The organism is Peptostreptococcus equinus (assembly GCF_027125355.1).
GTDB classification, from domain to species: Bacteria; Bacillota; Clostridia; order Peptostreptococcales; family Peptostreptococcaceae; genus Peptostreptococcus; species Peptostreptococcus equinus.
The window spans coordinates 1449719-1472195 of sequence record NZ_CP114052.1; the positions used below are offsets into that span (position 1 = coordinate 1449719).

Sequence of the window (22477 nt, forward strand, 5' to 3'; positions counted from 1 at the left end):
ATTGTAACATGCCCATAAAAAAAGATAGGGCATAAAATTATACCCTATCTATTATACAATAAAATCTTATCTTATTCAATTTTGAGTGCTATTTAGCAATCAAACCACTTAGCAAGACCACCCTTAGCAGTTTCTCTATACTTATCCATTAAATCTATTCCTGTTTCAAGCATAGTTACTGTTACCTGGTCAAATGATATTGTATGTGAACCATCTGTATTTAAAGCATATTTAGCCGCAGCTATTGATCTTTCAGCAGCCATTGCATTTCTTTCTATACATGGTATCTGAACGTATCCATATACAGGGTCACAAGTCATTCCTAGATGATGTTCAAGGCCTATTTCAGCAGCGTATTCTATTTGTTCTAGAGTTCCACCGAATAAGTAAGCTGAACCAGCAGCTGCCATTGAACATGCAGCACCAACTTCACCCTGACATCCAACTTCAGCACCTGAGATTGAAGCATTAGTCTTTATTAGGTTACCTATCAGACCCGCTACTATTAATCCTTCGATTATGTGCTGTTTAGAATATCCATTGTGTTTCATTAGTGAGAAGAATACTCCTGGAAGAACACCTGCAGATCCACAAGTTGGAGCTGTTACTATTGTTCCACCTGATGCATTTTCTTCTGATGCAGCTAATGCGAATGAATAATTTAATGTAGTATAATCCTTAGTTGCAAGATACTTCTTGTAGAATCTTGAAGCTCTTCTCTTTAGTAATAACTTACCTGGGATTATCTCTCTACTTTCGATTCCCTTTTCTATAGCTGTGTACATAGCATCAGCTATTGATTCCATATATAGTAGAAAATCATCATCTTCTCTATCTAATACATATTCTACAAAGTTTTTGTCATGTTCTTTACAGTATGCAATAATATCATCTAATTTGCTGTGTTCATAGTAAACTTTTCCATCAGTCTGGTTTCTAGCACCTTCTTCAGCTAGTGTACCACCACCTACTGAGAATACAGTCCAAGGATCTGAAGCATTTCCATCTTTGTCTATTGCTTCAAACATCATACCATTTGGATGGAATTCAGGAATTACTTCTTCATTCCAAACTATTTCTACAGTCTTTGGCTTTATTGCATCTATTATTATATAATCAGTTAAATGACCTTTACCAGTAGCAGCTAAACTACCATATAATGTACATCTAAAGCTTTCCGCTTCTGGGTGCTTAGCACTATATCTTCTAGCAGCTCTCTGTGGTCCCATTGTGTGTGAACTTGATGGTCCACAACCTATTTTGTATAATTCTTTAAGTGTATCCATATTATCCTCCGTTTTTTAAGTTAAAAATCAAACGTTTTTCATCCTGAAATAATTATATCACCAGAAATATTTATTTCATATATTTATTATCATATTGATTTATATTTTTATCAAATTGATAATAATTTACTATTTAACATATTCAAATCATTGTATACAGTATTTTCATAGTACTTTAAGTATTTATTTACATTTTTATGAATATTTACATCAACTTTTTATAATATATTACTTTAATCTATTATATAATTTATATAAATTATTAGCTAATTTTATTTCTCAAAGGGTATAATAATATTATCTGACTATTGATATAAATAAAATAGAAAATAAATTAAAAGGAGAATTATATATGATTTTTGAGGGATTAGGAATTAATTTAATTACACCGTTTTCGGATACAAGCGAAATCGATTATGATAGAATGGAAAGATTAGTTGACCATGCTCTAAAGGCTGGCGCTAATGCTTTAATATTGGGAGGAACTAGTGGAGAATTTCAAACTATGGATAATAATGAAATATTAACTCTTATAGAATTTGTAGTAAAAAAAGTTGAAAAAAGAGCAAAAATAATTGCACAGACTGGTTTTTCTGATACTAGAAGATCTATTGACCTTTCTATAAAAGCCAAAGAATTAGGTGTAGATGCTTTATTATTAGCAAATCCATCTTATAATATGGGAAATGAAAATGGGCTTGAGTCGCATTTTAAGTCTATTGCACTTGTAAGTGGTCTTCCATGTATCTTACACAACGATCCAGATCACACTAACTATGAATACAAGTTGGATATATTAGAAAAGCTTGCAAAAATACCTAATATAGTAGCTATGATTGATTCTTCGTCTAATATAGAAAATATGATTAGGATAAAAGCTAGTCTTCCACATAACTTCCAGATAATAGCGGCAAATGACAAGGTATTACTTCCCGCCATGTCGCTTGGCCTAGATGCATACATATCTAATTTAGCTCTTATATTGCCAACTCAAGCTAGGACAATTGGCCAAGCCTATATTGATGGTGTGGAAATTGAAAGAGCAAGAGATTTGCAGACACTTTATATGAAGCTAATAGAGGCTCTAGAATTAGAAGTAAATCCAGTACCAATTAAGACAGCTATGAATATGCTAGGTTATGATATGGGTGATTTCAGACTACCTTTATCAACTATGAACCCTGATAGAGCAGCTCACTTAGCAGGTTTATTGATAGATATGAATGTCGATAAGGCTGCCAATAATTAATAGTTTTTGTAAAGTAAAACCCCGCTAAATTTAGCAGGGTTTTTTTATATTATGCGATTTGTCTATTGTACTTTTATTAATTCATATTTGTTCTTTTGTTATATTCTTTATTAAGCTCTTTTTCTAAATCTCTATTTAGTGTAAGCTCCAAAGCAAAAAACATTTCATCTTCGAAAATTTCGCCAAACTTCTCTATAGCTATCTTTTGTTTTGCTACAAATATATCTCTGCTACAAATTTTAGCATGTTTCTTTCTCAGAATTGTTTTTTTATCTTCTGAATTCATTTCTGTTCTCCTTCTTTATTATTAACGCTACCACTTTATTATATTACTTTTTAAAAAATATGCAAGTATTTTATTTAAAATATAGATCTAATAATTTTTATCAAAAATTTATGATATAATAGATAGATAACGAAAATTTTTTGGAGGAAATTATGGATTTAAAGGAAAAAAATTGGGAAATAATGTTTGATGCCGAAACAATTTCTAAAAGAGTTAAAGAGTTAGGAAAACAAATAGAAGATGACTATAGGGATAAGAATTTATTGGTTGTAGCTTTATTAAAAGGAAGTTTTATATTCTGTGCTGACCTTGTAAGAGCTATAGACCTTACTAATTTAAAAATAAATTTCATGACTACTTCTAGTTATGGGGCTTCTAGTGAATCTAGCGGTAATGTAGAAGTTAAATCTGATATTACTATAGATGATATTTCAGACTATGATGTATTGATAGTTGATGATATTTCAGATACAGCCTATACTATGGATTTTGTAGTTAAGCATATACAAGCAAAAAATCCTAAATCTCTTCAGACTTGCGTACTTCTAGACAAACCTTCAAGGAGACAAGTAGAATTTGAAGCTGATTACTGTGGATTTACTATAGAAGATAAATTTGTAGTAGGTTATGGATTTGACTTCAATGATACTTACAGAAATTTCCCATATATATTTAATGTTTTAGACTAATAATCAAAGCCCCAGTAAGCTACTGGGGCTTTTTTCTGAGGAAAACTAATCTTTTTTACAATTTTTATTTTTACGTATCTATATTTTTATTCATTTATATATATTCACTTTAATTTAGATATATCTTATCCATTTAGTCTAATAAATCTAAATTAAATCCTTTAAACATCTTATCTACATCTTTTTCACTAACTATCTTCATTCTAAACGGGCTCTTTATGTTCTCATTTAGATCAATCATTATATAATCTTTGGAGCGTATAGATTTTCTCATGAATATTTTATTTTCTTGATATTCCAAAATTTTTTTGTGAATATTTTTAGTGTTTGACCTAATATTATAAAATATTTGTCCACTAAATGATTCGCTTTCTTCCTCATATTCATTTAAATATCTTTTAATCTGTCCTTCTGATTTACCTATGTGTTGAGATATTTCATCATATGACATAGAATAATTATCCCTAAGTATCCTGCTACATGCAGACTTCATAGGTATATCTTGTGAATTAGTATTTTCTAAGTAAATCCTATCCCCTGAATAAATATCTAATACTTGTTTTGCGCATGATATATTTTCCTTCAAATCATGGTCTTTACTAGACCTTAGAGACATCAATAGTGCAATCGTAGTATTGTCAAAGTATTTTTTTGCATTTTTCAACATTTTCTGATTGCGACATACTTCTTTATTTGACAAAAGTAGCTCTGCATTTAGTATATCTCTTATTATTACTTCACTACTTCTCTTACTAAAACCTTTGTACTTGCCCCCAGTCTCATTTAATGTATGATAAAGTAAATTATTAAAGATTTGAGACTTGTCTATTCCAAACATAAAACTCATAATCGATATTATTGTTGATCTAACTTGATTCATAATACCTCCAAATTAAATAATTTATAAACAGCTCTCCCCACAATAATAAGTTTTCGGCATATAAATGCCGAAAACCTACTATTTGCTACTATTATACTTGTATTTTGCCTAATTTTCAACAATTTTGCCTAATTCTATATTTTAGAAGAGATTATTTTAGTTAACCCCTTTATAGAATCACTTAATTGGTCTATTTTACCTTCCATCCTAATCAATAGATACATTGTGATCGCTATTGGAAAACCTACATTTTCTATAATTTTTATTATATTTGCTTCCATAGGCTAAATTTTACTTATATAACTAAATCCAAAATTTCTGATTCAGTAGTTACTATCTTTGCATTGCTAGCAGAAATTAACTTTATTCCTTTTGGAAGAATTAAATTTTTCTCTACTATAAAATTCATTGCTTGCTTAATCTCTTCTTCTGTTAATTCATCTTTTGGATTTTTAACACTTAGTGTATAAATCTTTCCATCCTCTTTTTTGAATCTCATCACTAAATTTTTTGCCTTATCCATAATTACCTCCATCATTCTTTTTTTATTCAATATTTATGGGTTAATATTAAAATATATATTTTGTTTTTATGCTTATTCTTTCTTGTTTCACCTCATAAGCTGCACTTTTTTTAATACTAGTGTTTTATACTTCTAATACTGAATGCTCTAGCTTTAATATTTCTTTTAGCTCATACTTTTGCATTTTGGCTAATGTATCAGCCATTGAATATATATCATCGTCATTCGCTTGGGCATTAATATCTTTGACCAATATACTTCTTGTTTTTATCTTGCCTGTCAGTTGATCCTTGTCATTAAATACTACTTTTAAATTTATTTTGTTGCTTGCTATTTTTGCCATAATTACCTCCATTTTTTTATTTAGGTTATTGAGATCTCTTACCTACAAGTCAAGTATACTAAGTTTAAAAACTTTTAAAAACCAAATAATGAACCAACTAATTAGAATATAAAAAAAGAGATAGGTCAATTTTTTGATCTATCTCCATACATTGCTATTATATATTTTTATAGGTTATCAAACTCAAAATCTGAGTCCTCTAAAGATTCATAAATACCCTTTTGATATCCATTACCCTTGGTTGAAAAGAAATCATGAGTCTTTGTCTCTGTACTCAATCCATTTAATACTATAGCATTTACTGGCTCTACTTTGTAAAAATCTTCAAAGCCCATATTATTCAATGCTGTATTTGCATTATATTTTAAGAAATTTAAGACCTGTTCTTCTAACCCCGAACCTTCGTATAAGAGCCTAGTGTATTTTTCTTCATTTTCCATCAACTCATTTAATAACTTATACACCTTGTCTTTTAATTCATTTTTATCATCGTAGGAAAATTCCATGAACTTTTCTTGTGCAAGTAGCCCTATATACTTTCCATGTAATGATTCATCTCTAAGAATAAGAGAAATTATTTCTCCACTTGATATCATTTTTCCCTGTCCTGCTAAAAACAGAGGATAGAAAAATCCACTATAGAAAAGAAAACTTTCTAGGAATACACTTGTGGCCATTGACATAAATAATCCTCTAGGTGTATTAGTATTTTTGTATTGCCTAAGAACTATTTTTGCCTTATTTTGTAGTAGTGGTTCTTCTTCAATCCAAACAAACAAATCGTCAATCTCTTGCTTACTTAAAAGTGTTGTAAATATACTTGAATAAGATTTGGCATGAATTTCTTCCATAGTCCCCATAAAAGATAATACGGCCTTTCTCTGAAAATTATCAGTCAAAGACATCATTGAAGGTATACCATCATTTCCCTGCTTTGTGTCCAATAAAGTAAGTCCTGCTAATACTCTTTTATATAATATCCTCTCACTGTCTGTCAAAGCAGTCCAACTGGGTATATCCTTTGATATTGGCACTTCTTCAGGAAGCCAAAATTGCTTAACATTTTGATCCCAAAAGGCTTGTGTAAATTCATCATCTTCAGTATCCCAGTTTACCGCCTTGTGTATTTGCTTACTGACATCGACAAATTCCTCTTTTTCTTTAATATTTTCCATTTATATTCCCCCCTATACAGAACACGAAATACATTCGTTATTCAGTTCTCTTAGCATTTTAGTTCTAGTATAATATAGGCTCTTTAGGCCTTTTTTGTATGCATATATATAATATCTTGCTATATCTCTTGTAGTCTTTTCATCAGTTACAAACATTGTAGTAGATATTCCCTGATCAACATGTGACTGTACTGCTGCCACAACGTCTATTACCTTCAACATATCTGTATTATAGGCACTTTTATAGAATAACAAATTCTCATTTGTCAAAAATGGCATAGGATATATAGTTGACGAATCTCCATATATTCTTACTTCTATCTGCTCTGTAATTGGCATTACAGAAGATGTAGCATTTTGTACATAACTGATACTCTGTGTAGGAGCAATCGCCATTAAATATGCATTATATATTCCATTTACTTTTACTTGGTCTAATAATTTAGCCCAATCTTCTTTTGTAGGAATTTTCATTCCCTCAAATAAGACTTTTACCTTGTCTGATTTAGGTAAGAAATCTACTTTATAATACTTTCCTAATACATCACTATCTATTCCCTTGGCATATTCTGACTTTTCAAAGCCTTCAAAAGTCTTTCCTCTTTCAATTGCAATATCCATGGAAGCCTTGATTGCATGATATCTCATCATAGCAAAAAATACATTACAGAATTCTACAGCTTCAGCTGATGCATAAAGTATATTATTCTTCATTAAATATCCATGCAAATTCATGGCACCCAATCCGACCGAATGACTTCTATCATTACCATTTTTTACAGTTGGTACTTCCTCTATATTAGTGTTATCACTTACATCTGTCAAAAATCTTATAGCTGTATCTATAGCTTTGTCCATTTCTTTATTTTCCATTATATTGGCTATATTTAATGAGCCAAGATTACAGCTTATATCCTGTCCCCACTGACTATCAACTGATCCAAAACCTTTTATATCTGATGGTGTCTGATACTGGAATATTTCACAGCATAGATTTGACATTCTTACCATTCCTAAATCTTTTAAAGTATGTTCTCTATTTGCTGTGTCTATATAAACAATATATGGGTATCCACTTTCCATTTGAGTTGCTGCTATTCTTGTAAGCATTCTTCTAGGATTTATTTCTTTTTTTCTTATATCCGGGTCAGCCACTAGTCTATCATACCATTCTTCCATGTTTAAATCATCTAAATGCAAACCGTATTTTTTAAATATAGAGTGTGGATAAAATGCATAAGCTATTTCATTCTTTTCTGCCTTTTTCATAAATATATCTGGCACTAGTGCACCTATAGAAAGCGTTGCTAATCTAACTCTTTCATCTGCATTTATTTTTTTAGTATCCATCAATGAATCAAAGTCTGCATGTAAGACATTTAAATAAACAGCACCTGCACCTTGTCTTGCACCCATTTGGTTAAAGTATGAAAAAGATTGTTCTAGCATTTTTGCAACACCGACTACTCCTCCACTAGCTCCTTCGATTCCTTTTATTGACTCTCCTCTAGCTCTTAATCTAGTAAGATTTAAGGCAACACCACCACCTATTTTTGATAAGTGGTTAGCTGAGGCTACTGCATATGAAATACCTTCACACGAATCCTCAACAGTTATTAAAAAACATGATACTAATTCACCAGCTCTTTTTCTTCCAAGGTTTAAAAATGTTGGAGTAGCTGGTTGAAATTCTTGCTTTATTAGTCTTTTGGATACCTTTTTAGCTGTATCTTTATCTCCATTAGCTATTGCCAATGAACAAATTAATATCTTATCTTCATAATCTTCTAATATATGTTTTCCATCATCAGTCTTTAGAGCATAATTCTCATAGAACTTGCTAGCACTCATATAAGACTGAAATTGAAAATTAAAAGATTTTATATAGGCATATAATTCTTCAATAAAATTATCAGAGTACTTGTCTATGATTGTTTTTTCGTAATAATCGTTAGCAACAAGATAATCCATTTTTTCCTTTGGACTATTAAATTTAAATTTTCTTTGCTCAATTGAATCTTCTAGGTATGCCTGAAGAGCTTCTTTATCTTTGTGCAGGGGATACCTGCCATGCTGATCTCTAACTATTACTTCATTATTTAATTCTATATACCTTGTATTATTCATAACTTCCCCCAATAACTTATATCCTTAATTATTTTTTATTTACTATTTTTTACTTATTATGGTTTCATTCTAATAATTTCAAAATCACTATTTTCACAAAAAAAATAAAAATCTAGTGATTTTCTACTCTACATATTATACCCTATTACCTAAAAAATACTCAATTTTTTCTTTCAACCGAAATCTATATACTGATATTTTACCATATTTTTCTTTTTAAAAATACTAAATATAGTATTTAATTTCTTGAAAGTAGAAAGTAAAATATTTCTGAATACTATGTGAAATATAATTAAAATATAAAAAATGACCCATGAATTTGAATAAACATTTTCATAGGTCAATATTATAATTTCTATTTAATTATTTATTTTATTATATTAAATAATAATCTTTAGTCATGTACTATTACTGGCATTTTTTCAGTAGATAACTTGTATATTTGAGCCACTGCATTAAATGGTGTATTTATACATCCGTGTGATCCAGCATATGTATATCTGCTTCCTCCATAAACTGGTTGCCAATATGCGTCATGTATACCTATATCTCCATTAAAAGGCATCCAATATGATACTGGTGATGCATAACCCGGTCCTCTAAGTACAGCATTTCTAGTCTTGTATGATAGAGCATATATTCCAGTTGGAGTTGCAGCTCCTGTATTAGGGTTTCCAGATACAATTGGAGTAGATACTATAGCTTTACCATCCTTTACATACCACATATGTTGTTTTGTTAGGTCTATTTCTATAAATTCTTTTCCAATATCATCTTTACCTTCTACATATGCCTTTACTGAATAAATTGGTTTTCTATTGTCTACAGATTTACCAGATTCTATAATTTTATATAATTCATCTGTTTCAGCTTCTCTATCGATTAACCATCCATAGTCTCCACCTTCAACCTTTATTTTATTTCCTTCAGCACCAACTATTTCTCTAGTAGTTCCAAAAGTAGAATATTTTCTGCTTATCTTTCTCACTACTTCTCTAACTTTGTCCTTACTTAATTCAGTCTTGTAATCATCTTCAATAGCTATATCAAACATTGAAAGTATATCTGTACCACCTACTGTATACTTTTCATAACCAAAGTCGTATACAACCTTCATATCAGTGTATTTGTCTAATTTATTTATAGAAGTTTTAATCCTTGGATCATCAGCCTTATTTTTCTTTTGTTTGTATGCCTTATCTGGTACACTTGTCTTTAGCTTTTGTGCTTTTACTGATTCTTTTACAAAAGCATTAACCTTTTCTGGAAGTGCCACACTACCATCAAACCCTGGGTCGACTACAAGCTTTTTCTTCTTTTCATCATACTTTGGATGTGCACTAATCGGTTCTTTGAAATTATTCTTATTTAAGACATTTAATTGTCCAATTTTCTTATCTAATTTACTCTGGTCAAATTTTACATTTAACTTACCATCTATGTTTTCATTCTCAAATAATGCTATCGGCCATCCAAGGAAACCTTGCTGTTTTTTAATATTTTTGGCACTCTGATCAGCGATAAATTTCATGTCTATATCTGATCCCTTTATTGAGTCCTTAACATTATTTCTAGCATTTATATCTATCTTGTAATTATTAGTTCTAGACTTTGCCATTTTATTTATTGCGTCTGGAGTTTTGAATGATGCTTCCATACCATTTACTTTAGTATTTGGGAAGAACAAGAAATTAAATACAATACAACCAATAACATAAATTAATACTAATATTCCTAATATAGCTAATAGAACTTTTTTAAATTTACCTGAATATTTTTTCTCTTCTATGACTTTACCATCAGAAACTTCTTTATTTTTTATTTCTTTATCGTCTATTTTTGTTTCTTCTTTATCATCTATTTCTTTACCGTCTATTTTTGTTTCTTCTTTTTTAGTTCCATTTACTTCTGCCTTTAAAGCATCACTATCTGTACTTGACTTAGAGTTTTCATTAGGCTTTTCTTCTTTTTTTTCAATTTCTTTAGCTATTGTAGCCCCACCTGAAGCTCCTATGGCTTTTTTAACTACTCTCGTTTTTTCTAGGGAATATTTGTCCTTTTCAGCAAAAGTTTCTTTTTTTGATATATTGTCCTTTTTATTCAAATCCTCTTTTGCTACTATATCCAAACTAGTTTTTTCGCTAGATAGACTTGCTTTTTTTAAACCTTGTGGCTTATTGTTTTCTGAAGACTTGTTTGAATTTTCTTTTTCTTGCAACTCTTTTTCAAGTTTACTAGCTAATGTTTCCTTCTTATTAACCGTATTTGTAAGACTTTCATTTTTTCTTTCTGACACAGTACCCTCCCCTAATTTATCTCTATTTTTTTTTATTTTCTCAGCTAACTTTTTGGATTCAGCTACTTTTACTTCATCCTCAAATGGTGCTTGAGCAATATTTATTTTTTTTATCTTATTAATATCATCTATTTTATCTTCATCAATAATATTAATAGAACTACTATTTTTTTTTGATTCTATATATTTTTTGCCATCAGCTGGCATTATATCATGAACTGTCATTAATGAATTTGAAGTACTATGCTGATAATTTTTATTGTTAAGTTTTCTATGATAGTATTCTTTTTCATCCTCTACAGAAATTATCCTGTCAGCTGTTTTCATAGAACCGTTAACTTCATCATGATAGATTTTTTTATAATCATTGTCTATGATGTTTTTATATCTATCTTCATAGTCATTTAAAGATTCTTGCTCTACCTTTTCCTCATAGTCATCATCTTTAAATTTCTTATCTTCAATAGTAGAATTTGATTCTTCATCATTTTTTTCATGCTTGTTTTTTTTATTAAAAAAGCCAAATACAGATTTTTCTTTTCTTGTCTGCTTTAGCTTTTCTTTTCTACTAATTCTAGACATATATCTTTCCTTTCTAAAATACACATATATATCTTAACATATAAATGACTATAATCGGTAAAATTTTACTAAATTGTTACTCTTTTTTTATATAAAAAAAGCTTAAGATACAAGGCATCCAAAGCTTTTTATTTTCTTCATAATTCATTTCATTCTTATTTATTTTCTCTAAGTCTATAACAAAATTTTTACTATCCTATTTTAGTTTCTAAGAAGCTAATTAAATTATTTGCTGTTGCCATATCTTTTCTCTCAAGATCTGTAGGCTGTAATGATAATCCCATTTTTTCTTCTATTCCAAGTAAAACTTCAATAATTCCCATTGAATCCAACATCTCGTTTTCAAATACATCTAAATCAAGATTATCCCTTATTTCATCTGTATCCATTACTTCTTCAAATATTTCTATTACATTTTCTTTAATATCCATTTCTTCCTCCAATAATTATTTGATTTATACTAAAATTTTCTATTTCTGTAGACTTTGCAAAAATATCTCATTAATAATAATCTCAAATTATTGTCTATGTGTCAATATAGACTATTAAAAATAATGAAATATTACTTAAAATTTAAAAGGATAATTGTTCAAAAATCCTGAGAATATTAACATACCAAAACACACTAGATTAAATGTTATAAATATCTGTAAATATTGATATGCTTTTTTCTTCTTATATTTTTTATGGAATTTACTCTTGGTAAATATGTCTGTCAATATTAATAAAACTCCATGATATACACCATATAATATATAAAACCAAGTTATTCCATGCCAAAATCCCATAGTTGTCATTGTAATCATCTGTGCAACATGAGATGCATGTGCTCTTTTCTTAAATCTCTTCTTTCTCATTGAATCTAATACAAATCTAGAGAAAATATAATCTCCAAACCATCTAGATAGAGAAATATGCCATCTAGTCCAGAATTCCTTTATATCTTTACTAATAAATGGCTTGTTGAAGTTGTCTGGTGCATGCACTCCAAATATATACGATGTACCAACAGCTATCAAGCTATATCCAGCAAAGTCAAAGAATAGATATAATGTATATGCATACATGTATAAAAACGGACTAAGTAGTGATCCATCTGCATGTATCTTACTTACAAATGTTGCATGTATAAGAGCTGCTATAGCAAATTTATATAAGACTCCCAAAAATATCTTTTTAATACCAACTAGTAAATAATTATCTACATAGTCGCTTCTATCTATTTTTTTATTTATTTCTTCTTCAAATCTTCTAGATCTATCAATAGGTCCTGAGCTCAATGTTGGAAAAAATAGTATAAAGTAAATCATATCAAACAAATTTATTTTTTTGATTGTACCATCATAGGTTTCTATCACTATCTGTATAGTTCTAAAACTCAGATATGAAATACCAATAAATCCTATTACTCCCATCTTAGTCAATGGGCTTACTTTATTAATAATAAGTGGTAGTGTTGACATTAATAATGCCAATCTAAATATCCACTTGTTGTCTGTCTTACTTCTAATCCAGAAGTAAATATATATAAGCGCTACTTCCCAAACCATAAATATTGCTAAGGTATTTAGCTGCTTACCAGGTCCCATAATGATGTATATCATCACTGCTGTTGCAATTAAGGCATAATATTTTATTTTTTTCTCAAATAATCCTAAGCCTATCGCAGGTATAAAACTTAGCAAAAGAATATACATATATAGGTAACCATCATATTGCGATAAATTCATATAATCCTCCTACAAATATTCTTCTTTCAGTTTTTTTCTATCTATCTTTCCATTGGTATTTGTAGGCATTGAATCAATTATAGCCACACTTCTTGGAATCATATATTCTGGCATAAAGTTAGATAACTCTTTCTTTATTTTGATTCCATTTTTCAAATTACCCAAGTCATTAGATTTTTTCAATTCTACTATAGCTTTTAAGAAAGCTATCTTTTCATTCTTATATACTGGAAGCACTACAGCATTCTTTACATTAGTAACTTTTCTTAAGTTATTTTCTATATCTTCTATTTCTATTCTGTATCCATTTAATTTAATTTGGAAGTCTTTTCTACCTGAATATTTAATATTTCCATCTTCAAGTATTGAACCTAAATCTCCAGTTCTATAAGCCCTATATCTTAAATTATCAAATTCCTTATCTTCATCAGATCTCTTGTCCAATTCTTTTTTATATTCAGCGTCTATTTCAGTCCATGGATCTATCTCTTCTACATAAAATGCTTCTAAGTTTTTAGCTTCATTTTTATAATATCCCTTTGATACTGATGGACCTATAATTATTATTTCTCCTTTTTCGCCTTTTGGAACTTCTTTTCCTTGCTCATCTACTATTTTAATCTTTGAATTTGGCATTGGAACACCTACAGGTAAGCTTTGTCCGGAGTTTATATGTTCATCACTGATGATTACATGGCTTATTCCCACTGTTGCTTCTGTTGGTCCGTATCCATTTATAACTTCAGCTTTTGGAAATCTTTCCCTTAATTTTCTAGCTGTTTCAACTGGCAATACTTCACCAATAAATAATAATTTTCTTAAATTTGGTAGTAATTCCTCTGTAAATGAATCATCAGATAGACACATTCCTATAAATGTAGGAGTTGATACCCATACATCCATATTTGATTTTTTCATTTCTTCAAACATCAAATTAAAATCTGCTACTACCTTTTTAGATAATGAATATAAAGTCGCACCATTAGCTATACCTGGATAAAGCTGTGATACACTTAAATCAAATGAATAAGCTGGCTGATCCATAACTACTTTTTCACTTCCATCAATACCAAGTATTGGAGACATCCATTCTATAAAACTATTTAAATTATATGTTGAAATCTGAACTCCCTTTGGTTTTCCGGTAGAGCCAGATGTAAATAGTATATATGAATTTTCATCTCCTTTTACCCATTGATCATTTGGAACTTCCTTGGCCAGTTCAGTATTTTTATTTTCTTCGACTATTTCACATAAGTCCTGTCTAGATATTATTTGTACATTTTTGTAATTTTCCTTTTTATCTTCTCTATTTTCTTTATTGAAGAAATATTCACCATCTGTAAAATCAAATACCATATCTGGACATACAGCTTCAACTACATCATCCACCCTTTGCTGAGGAAATGATACGTCCATTGGAACATATGCTCTACCTGATTTTAAGGCTCCTATCATCACCGGAAGTATCATAATATCCTTATTTGCATATATGGCTACAGGATTAACTGTCTTTGAATTTCTAATTATATAGTTAGCTATAATGTCTGAAAACTTGTCTAAATCTTTGTAAGAAAGTATGTCTTCTCTTTCTATTACGGCTAGTCTATCCGTTTTTGCGTATTTTTTTACTCCATCAACTATATTTATCATATTATCACCTTCTAAAATTCATTATATATAAATGGTAGTTCTTTAAATGGCATAAATGCAAAGGCTAGTATACAAATAATTATCGCTATTGTCATTACAATTGACAATATTATATATTTTTTATTCTCACTCATATTCTACCTCTCATATATATCATATATTTTCTTACTTACATCCACCCAACCAAGAGTTCCTAGATGCATAACATCTCTTAAGTAATATTTGGTTTCACCCTTGTCACTTGTATCTACTAAGGTATAATTGTAGTCTTTAAGAATTGACTTTGTCTTATCAAAGAATACTTGTCTTTCATTTTTATCTATACCTGTATATGTATAATATCCATCCATAGCTGGAACTAAAACTATTGTAGGTTTCACACCTAAGTCTTTACATGTATCCATAAATAATTTTAAATCATTATATTCCTGAGACTGGTGAAAATCAACATAAGCATAGAAATTTTTCAATTTTTTCTTATTTGGTTTTATATAGGCATTGTAGTATCCCTTATCTATAGAAAGATCACTGTTACCAAGTGTTTTTTTATCTTTACCAACCCTTTGGACAGCTTCTCTTATTGCATTTTGTTTTTCTTTTTCCCAATCTATCTTTTTAATATTTTTATCATCTTTCTTATCTGGAAGCAATAGTAAATGCTCAAATAAAATTCCTTTATCCTTTAGCCCAACCATATATTCTCTAAGCGAGAAATATGGGGAAAATAAAGTTTTTATTGCCTTAGCTTTTGGAGAATTATCATTATATATGCTTGCATATATATGTTCTGCCTTAAAATCTTTTGACTTACATAAAAGGTCTTTTACTCTATTTGTATATTCTATCTTATTCTTTTTGCTTATTCTCGGATTTTCTAAGTATTTATAAAACTGCACTGGTGAAAACCTAGTTTCAAAGTGATGCTTTGTAACACCATTTTTTTCCATAAACCACTGCATAGATAGGATAAGTACTACTTTTTTATCTTTATTCAAATTATCCAAACTTCCTAATACTGTAGAATGCTGTAGTGATTGTGTATAAGCTCTACCTACTGTAATCGCTCCATGTGTAGTTCTGTTGGTATCAAAGTAATAGTCAGGATGTTGCAAGGTAGAATGACTAAATTCAGATGAACCCATCATCAAAATATAATCTTCTTCATTCACTAGCTTATTATTTGCATATACTCCCTTATCCTTTATTAAAGAGACTGGATTATGCAACATTGGATATAAGTCCTTGCTCTTTAAAAGACTATTGTTTGCTACATCTAAAAATTTATTAAATCCAATAGTGAATATAACTGATATAACTATTGGTAGTAGTATATATTTTATTTTCTTTACATTTTTCACGTCGTCTATATCCTCATTATCATATTATTTTATAATTCCATCAGCCTTACATAAATTATATAAGGTCTGCTCAAAGTTAAATTCTTTTTTTATAGCCCTCATCTCTTCTAATGCACTCTCTTTTTTCTTATTGCTTATATTGGCTTTTACCGCTCGTATCAATATATTTTTAGGTGAGTGTGACATATCTATAAATTCTAAAACTTGCGTTTTATACCCTTGTGTTTCCAATATATTTGCTCTAATTGCATCTGTATATAGAGCCGATATTCGCTCTTGTATCAGACCATACTTTGACACTATTTTCAAAGTGCTAGGCTTTATTGTAGCATTTATCTCATGCTGGCAACAAGGTACTGAAAATATCATCTTGGCATTCCATTTTATAGCATTATAAAGGGCATAATCAGTAGCAGTATCACATGCATGTAAAGTTATTACCATATATACATTATTTTCGTACTTATAACCATTGATATCACCCAACTCAAATTTCAAATTATCATAACCATACTTTTGCGCTGTTTGGTTGCAACTATTAATCACATCTTCTTTTAAATCTAAACCTATTATATTAACATTCATTTTTTTAATTTCAGTCAAATAATAGTATAAAATAAAAGTAAGATATGATTTACCACAGCCAAAATCAAGGACATTCAATATTTTTTTATCCTCTCCTATATAGTCTTGAGCTATGTTTTTAACTTCATGGTCTATTATTTCTACAAATCTGTTTATTTGCTTAAATTTGTCGTATTTAGAATTTACTATTTTACCATCTTTGGTAATTACTCCTAAATCAATCAAAGGTTCTACTACCATTCCTTCACTCAATATGTAGTTTTTTTGTTTATTATGATTCTGAACAAATTTTATTTTATTTTTCTGTTCATGCTTTTTAAAAAATATCTTTCCTTTTTTAGATATCCTCATATCGATATTAAACTCTTCAGATATTGAAGACATTTGCTTAAAATTACCTAGTAAAAATTGGATTTTTGCAGCCAAATCATCTATTTCAATATTTTCGTGAAAGACCTGTTTTTTAGTAAATTTTTCTATCTGATAAATATAAGCATCTTTTAATTTTTTTAAGTTGATTTTAACCTTATCAAACTCATACTCCACACTAGATTTATTTGAAAATACTAATCTAATTGGTTTAGTTTCTATAATTTCTTTAATATATTTTTCATCTATTAACATACATCTTCCCCCATTTTAAAATATATTAACACAAAAAACTTAAGTAAAACCTATTAAAAAAATAAAAAAATACTAAAATTAACGTTAAAGAGTGGCTGACTAGTCAAGTTCAACTATTTCAGCCACCCAATCTCTTATGCTGAGCATAATTATTTAAATTGCTTATTTTTCCAACCTTTTTCTTACTGATGCTAGCTTTTGCTCCATACTAGCCTGTTTATCTCTTCTATCATCAACTTTTATGATAGAATAAACTCTCTCAATCCCCTTATCAAATACATCTTCCTGTATTTTTCTAATAAGAGCGAAAATCTCGTCAATATCACCTTCCATTACTGTCCCCATTGGATTTAGCATGTATTTGACTTCATCTTGACCAGCCAAAATTTCTTGAGCCCCTGCAACATATTTACTTGCACTAGTTGTTCCAGTACCCAAAGGACACACTGTCAATTCTACTACTGCCATATTTTTCACCTCACTCAAATTTATGTTAATTTATTTTACTTACTTTTTTATGCTTCCATATTCTTGTATCTTGATCTAACATTTCTAAGCTCCACCATTTTTGCTATCTGTAGAAATCCTATTGCAATTATAGTAAGTACAAAAAATGAATAAATTTCATACTTCTTCATATTGTCTAATAAACATACTGCTGCTCCAATTCCCATCATAATTGCGCCTGTAAAATGGAATTTTTTAATATCTTTTTCTTTATATGCCATATATAACATATATGCAGTTGATAAAATCAATATTATTCCTATTATAATTAGTATAGGATTAGTTAATATGTTTTCTCTAATCAGATTGTTTTGAGATATTATACTAGCTCTATGTTTACTTCCTGGTTTTATAAAGAATGTAAGTGCTGTAACTAGCATCACCATCACTGTTTGGAATATTGAATATATATTTATTCTAGTATTGCTATTAACTGCTTTTTCATAAGACATTATTTTACTTGAAGTTTGAGTTTTAGAATTAGTACTTGCCTTATACTTACTAGCCGACTTATTTGCTTTTTTCTTAGATTTTGCTCTTTTTAAATCTTTTTTAGCTGTCATTGTTTTCTCCTAAAAATTATTCTACTTAATATTATATAATATATAAATATTGCTAGTCAAATTTATCTTACCTAAAAATATGATTGTTCTCCAATCTTTAAAACACAAAAGAGATACTAGAAAACCTAGTATCTCTTTTATGTTTTAATATTATAATTATAAATTGTAATAACAAAATTTTATTCTGTATAAAGTTAATGACCATACAAAATATTATTTTTTTATAAATTATTATTTATCTTTTTCTACATCATACCCTGCATCCATCCAAGCTATAATTCCACCTGGCTGTCTGTATACATTTTTAAATCCAGCTTCTTGAGCTATTACAGCACCAACGTCAGATCTTTCGCATCCTACGAATCCACAATAAACTACTACTTTCTTATCTTTCTTATCTCCTAGAGCTTTGATATATGCATCTTTTTGTTCTGGAGTTACTTTGTCCATTGTAATAGGCAATTCAGCATTTACTGCACCTGGTATTCTATTAGCCTTAAAGCTCTTGGCAGGCATTGTATCAACTATAACCATATCTTCCTTAGCATCAATCCATTTTTTTAGTTCTTCAGTTCCAACTAATTTATATTTTCCTTTTTCTTTAGCATTTACTAACTTCATTGAAGCTTTTTCAATCTTCATTTCATCCCCATCTTTAGCTGTACCAATTTTCTTATTAGTCGCTTCAGTGGCATCTTTTTTGTCACCATTAGAACCACTTGAACATGCAGTAAGCGTAAGTGTTAAAGCACATAAAATAGCAAAAACTCTAGCAAATTTTTTCACGTTAATACCTCCTAGTATATTTATTGATTTAATTAAATTATAACAAAGCAATTGTACTCATACAATTGCAAATAACGTTTTCATTATTGAAATTATTAATCTATAATACATTTATTTATAGTTAAAATTAATATACTACATGCAATAAAGTTAGATTACTAACTAAATTTCATGAAAAATTCATATTAGCTGGGATTTAGTCTATATCTAATTTCTATAATATTTTTACAATTTACTCTTATTTTGGCACCTTGAATTCTAAAAATTGCGAGAGTATAATGAAGCTAATTAAGGCATCTGTCTTAAATAAATAAAGGAGGATTTCTTATGTACTATACTAATGGAAATTTTGAAGCATTTGCAAGACCAAGAAAGCCTGAAGATGTTGATAAAAAATCAGCATATATTATAGGTTCAGGATTAGCTGGATTAGCTGCTGCAGTATTTTTGATTCGTGACGGATAAATGGAAGGTGAAAGAATTCATATTTTAGAGGAGTTACCTCTTGCTGGCGGATCACTTGATGGTATTAAAAAACCAGATATTGGTTTTGTAACTCGTGGTGGTCGCGAAATGGAAAATCATTTTGAGTGCATGTGGGATATGTATCGTTCAATTCCATCACTTGAAATTCCTGGTGCATCATACTTAGATGAATTTTATTGGTTAGATAAAGATGATCCCAATTCTTCTAATTGTCGTTTGATCCATAAAAGAGGAAATAGATTAGATAATGATGGAGATTTTGCTTTAGGAAAATACCATAAGGAACTTGCAAGCTTAGTGATGACTTCTGAAGAATCTCTTGGAAATAAAACAATTGAGGATGTATTCTCAAAAGAATTTTTATCAAGTAATTTTTGGTACTACTGGGCTACTATGTTTGCATTTGAAACTTGGCACTCAGCTGCTGAAATGCGTCGATATGCTATGAGATTTATACATCATATAGGTGGGCTACCTGATTTTACTTCTTTAAAATTCAACAAGTATAATCAATATGACTCAATGGTAAAACCAATACTTGCTTATCTAGATTCTCATAATGTAGATATACAATATAACACTAAGGTATTAAATGTAAATGTTGAATTTAAAGATCATAAAAAAATAGCTAAATCACTTTTATTAGAAGAAGATGGACAAGAAAAAACATTAGAAATTACACCTAATGATTTTGTGTTTGTAACTAATGGTTCAATAACTGAAAGTACTAATTATGGTAGTCATGACTCAGTTGCTCAGCCAAATAAAGAGTTAGGTGGCTCATGGACTTTATGGGAAAATTTAGCTGCACAATCTGAAGTATTTGGTCATCCTAAAGTATTTTATAAAGACTTACCTTCTAAAAGTTGGTTTGTATCTGCAACAGCTACAATAAAAGATCCTGCTCTTGAACCATATATAGAAAAATTAACTCACCGTGATCTACATGATGGTAAGGTCAATACTGGTGGTATCATAACAATTGTGGATTCAAATTGGTTGATGAGTTTTGCTATACATCGTCAACCTCATTTTAAAGAGCAAAAAGAGAATGAAACTATGGTTTGGATTTATGGACTTTATTCAAATGTGGAAGGTAATTATATAAAGAAAAATATAGAAGATTGTACAGGACGTGAAATAACAGAAGAATTACTATATCACTTAGGAGTACCAGAATCAAAGATTCATACTCTATCTGGACAAGATTATGTAAATACTGTGCCAGTATATATGCCTTATATCACTAGCTACTTTATGCCACGTGTAAAGGGAGATCGTCCTGATGTTATACCACAAGGATCTGTTAATTTAGCATTTATAGGAAATTTTGCTGAATCACCATCTCGTGATACAGTTTTTACTACAGAGTATTCAATTAGAACAGCTATGGAAGCCGTTTATATGCTATTGAACATAGAGCGTGGTATTCCTGAAGTATTTGGCTCTGTCTATGATATACGTGCATTATTAAATGCTCTATACTACTTGACAGATAAAAAGCAAATTACTGAAATAGATTTCCCTGTTCCAAACTTAATTGAAAAAATAGGTTTAAAGAAACTTAAAGGGACTTTTATTGAAGAATTGCTAAAAGATGCACATTTACTTTAATGTATAAATTTTCACTTTGCTTTTAAATATTAAAATTTAATACTAATACAAATTATATAATATACTAAATAATCATGGTTGCCTTTAAATTAAGAAAGCACCATGATTATTTTTGTTTAATATTTAGTTTATTTTAATACAATCTTTATACTTATTTGTTATAATGTCCTGATAATTAAATTGCTTATAATAAAATAATTAGAAAGGAAAATTTAAAAAATGAAACACATTAAAGAAATTTTAAGAAATAATTTATTATGGATATGGTTTTTAGGTTTTTTTCTTTTAATTGGCGGAGAAATTATTTCAGATATTTGTGGTCCAATAAAACTTCCCTTTTTTGATAAAGATTTTAACGAAATTTTTAACGCTTACATTAATTTTTGGGGTATATGGTTTTTCACGATTATATATTTGATTATTTTTAAAAGAAAAAATTTATCTGTATTAAATTCTTTAAAATATAATACTTCAGGTAATAATATAAAAAATTTATTTTTTGGATTTTTATTAGGTTTAATATTAAATGTATTATGCATATTAGTTGCCTACCTAAACGGAGACTTCCAACTATACTTTTTCAAATTTCAGCCAATTCAATTATTCATATTATTTGAAGCAGTATTTGTTCAATCATCTGCGGAGGAATTAATATGTAGAGGTTTCTTGTATCAAAGAATAAAATCAAGATATAATAGTAAAATTTTAGCTATTATTTCAAATTCACTATTTTTTGCAGCAATCCATTTAGGTAATGATGGTATATCACCCATTGGTTTTTTAGATTTATTTTTAACAGGAATTTTATTTAGTTTATTTGTGTATTATTTTGACAGTCTTTGGATGGCTATGGCTTGTCATACAACTTGGAACTTTAGCCAAAATATAATATTTGGACTTCCAAATAGTGGTTTACTTTCCCAATATTCTATTTTTATGATGAATAAGAATAGCTTAAAAAATAGTTTTGCTTTTGACAAAATTTTTGGAGTTGAAGGTACTATTATGTCTGTAACAATAATTTCTCTAAGCTGTATTTTTATATACTTTTATTTTAAAAAATTTAAAAGTAATGAGTTATAAAAATAATAAAAAATAGGTACGCTTTTAAGTAACGCTACTTTTTTATTATTTT

Annotated in this window: 21 protein-coding genes and 1 pseudogene; 4 read left to right on the plus strand and 18 right to left on the minus strand. The window is 29.1% G+C overall.

Annotation, left to right across the window (positions count from 1 at the left end):
* Nucleotides 1–92: 92 nt before the first annotated feature.
* Nucleotides 93–1286 carry an L-serine ammonia-lyase, iron-sulfur-dependent, subunit alpha gene (locus O0R46_RS07180; RefSeq protein ID WP_269311053.1) on the minus strand — a complete coding sequence of 398 codons (1194 nt, stop codon included), beginning with the start codon at nt 1284–1286 and terminating at the stop codon, nt 93–95.
* Nucleotides 1287–1638: 352 nt separating this feature from the next.
* Here O0R46_RS07180 and dapA point away from each other — a divergent pair, with 352 nt between their 5' ends.
* Complete coding sequence (gene dapA, locus O0R46_RS07185; protein ID WP_269311054.1) at nt 1639–2535, plus strand: 4-hydroxy-tetrahydrodipicolinate synthase; 897 nt, start codon at nt 1639–1641, stop codon at nt 2533–2535.
* Nucleotides 2536–2611: 76 nt separating this feature from the next.
* Here dapA and O0R46_RS07190 read toward each other — a convergent pair whose 3' ends face one another.
* Nucleotides 2612–2821, minus strand: coding sequence for a hypothetical protein (locus tag O0R46_RS07190; RefSeq protein WP_269311055.1), 210 nt, complete (start codon nt 2819–2821; stop codon nt 2612–2614).
* A gap of 152 nt (nt 2822–2973) precedes the next feature.
* Here O0R46_RS07190 and hpt point away from each other — a divergent pair, with 152 nt between their 5' ends.
* Nucleotides 2974–3510: a hypoxanthine phosphoribosyltransferase gene (gene hpt / locus O0R46_RS07195; RefSeq protein WP_269311057.1), complete on the plus strand. Its 537-nt coding sequence runs from the start codon at nt 2974–2976 to the stop codon at nt 3508–3510.
* A 133-nt stretch (nt 3511–3643) separates the two neighbouring features.
* Here the strand turns inward: hpt and O0R46_RS07200 are convergent, their stop codons facing one another.
* From O0R46_RS07200 to O0R46_RS07275, 16 genes are all read right to left on the minus strand, one after another.
* Nucleotides 3644–4390, minus strand: a complete 747-nt coding sequence (locus O0R46_RS07200) for a hypothetical protein (RefSeq protein WP_269311059.1) — start codon at nt 4388–4390, stop codon at nt 3644–3646.
* A gap of 134 nt (nt 4391–4524) precedes the next feature.
* Entirely contained in the window at nt 4525–4671 is a 147-nt protein-coding gene (locus O0R46_RS07205) for a YvrJ family protein (protein ID WP_269311061.1), read from the minus strand.
* Between the two features lie 14 nt (nt 4672–4685).
* Nucleotides 4686–4913: a DUF2922 domain-containing protein gene (locus O0R46_RS07210; RefSeq protein ID WP_269311062.1), complete on the minus strand. Its 228-nt coding sequence runs from the start codon at nt 4911–4913 to the stop codon at nt 4686–4688.
* Between the two features lie 124 nt (nt 4914–5037).
* On the minus strand, nt 5038–5256 hold the full coding sequence (locus O0R46_RS07215) for a DUF1659 domain-containing protein (RefSeq protein WP_269311063.1): 219 nt from the start codon (nt 5254–5256) through the stop codon (nt 5038–5040).
* 167 nt (nt 5257–5423) lie between these two features.
* Entirely contained in the window at nt 5424–6431 is a 1008-nt protein-coding gene (gene nrdF / locus O0R46_RS07220; protein WP_269311064.1) for a class 1b ribonucleoside-diphosphate reductase subunit beta, read from the minus strand.
* Nucleotides 6432–6443: 12 nt separating this feature from the next.
* Nucleotides 6444–8558, minus strand: coding sequence for a class 1b ribonucleoside-diphosphate reductase subunit alpha (nrdE, locus tag O0R46_RS07225; protein WP_269311066.1), 2115 nt, complete (start codon nt 8556–8558; stop codon nt 6444–6446).
* Nucleotides 8559–8952: 394 nt separating this feature from the next.
* Complete coding sequence (locus O0R46_RS07230) at nt 8953–11436, minus strand: L,D-transpeptidase (RefSeq protein ID WP_269311067.1); 2484 nt, start codon at nt 11434–11436, stop codon at nt 8953–8955.
* A gap of 191 nt (nt 11437–11627) precedes the next feature.
* Nucleotides 11628–11867 (minus strand): D-alanine--poly(phosphoribitol) ligase subunit DltC, encoded by a 240-nt coding sequence (gene dltC, locus O0R46_RS07235; RefSeq protein ID WP_331275576.1) that lies wholly within the window; start codon nt 11865–11867, stop codon nt 11628–11630.
* A 135-nt stretch (nt 11868–12002) separates the two neighbouring features.
* Entirely contained in the window at nt 12003–13166 is a 1164-nt protein-coding gene (dltB, locus tag O0R46_RS07240; protein ID WP_269311068.1) for a D-alanyl-lipoteichoic acid biosynthesis protein DltB, read from the minus strand.
* 9 nt (nt 13167–13175) lie between these two features.
* Nucleotides 13176–14819 carry a D-alanine--poly(phosphoribitol) ligase subunit DltA gene (gene dltA, locus O0R46_RS07245; RefSeq protein WP_331275577.1) on the minus strand — a complete coding sequence of 548 codons (1644 nt, stop codon included), beginning with the start codon at nt 14817–14819 and terminating at the stop codon, nt 13176–13178.
* A gap of 11 nt (nt 14820–14830) precedes the next feature.
* Nucleotides 14831–14953 (minus strand): hypothetical protein, encoded by a 123-nt coding sequence (locus O0R46_RS07250; protein ID WP_269311069.1) that lies wholly within the window; start codon nt 14951–14953, stop codon nt 14831–14833.
* Nucleotides 14954–14956: 3 nt separating this feature from the next.
* Nucleotides 14957–16177 carry a D-alanyl-lipoteichoic acid biosynthesis protein DltD gene (gene dltD / locus O0R46_RS07255; RefSeq protein WP_269311070.1) on the minus strand — a complete coding sequence of 407 codons (1221 nt, stop codon included), beginning with the start codon at nt 16175–16177 and terminating at the stop codon, nt 14957–14959.
* A 24-nt stretch (nt 16178–16201) separates the two neighbouring features.
* Nucleotides 16202–17386 (minus strand): class I SAM-dependent methyltransferase, encoded by a 1185-nt coding sequence (locus O0R46_RS07260; protein WP_269311071.1) that lies wholly within the window; start codon nt 17384–17386, stop codon nt 16202–16204.
* Nucleotides 17387–17548: 162 nt separating this feature from the next.
* The gene (locus O0R46_RS07265; protein WP_269311072.1) at nt 17549–17854 is read right to left on the minus strand and encodes an MTH1187 family thiamine-binding protein; all 306 of its coding nucleotides are present in this window, start codon (nt 17852–17854) and stop codon (nt 17549–17551) included.
* A gap of 47 nt (nt 17855–17901) precedes the next feature.
* Nucleotides 17902–18456: a hypothetical protein gene (locus O0R46_RS07270; protein WP_269311073.1), complete on the minus strand. Its 555-nt coding sequence runs from the start codon at nt 18454–18456 to the stop codon at nt 17902–17904.
* A gap of 231 nt (nt 18457–18687) precedes the next feature.
* Nucleotides 18688–19242, minus strand: a complete 555-nt coding sequence (locus tag O0R46_RS07275; protein WP_269311074.1) for a rhodanese-like domain-containing protein — start codon at nt 19240–19242, stop codon at nt 18688–18690.
* Between the two features lie 327 nt (nt 19243–19569).
* Between O0R46_RS07275 and O0R46_RS07280 the strand changes: the two are divergent.
* A pseudogene (locus O0R46_RS07280) lies at nt 19570–21342 on the plus strand (oleate hydratase).
* 219 nt (nt 21343–21561) lie between these two features.
* On the plus strand, nt 21562–22425 hold the full coding sequence (locus O0R46_RS07285) for a CPBP family intramembrane glutamic endopeptidase (protein WP_269311075.1): 864 nt from the start codon (nt 21562–21564) through the stop codon (nt 22423–22425).
* The last annotated feature ends 52 nt before the right edge of the window (nt 22426–22477 follow it).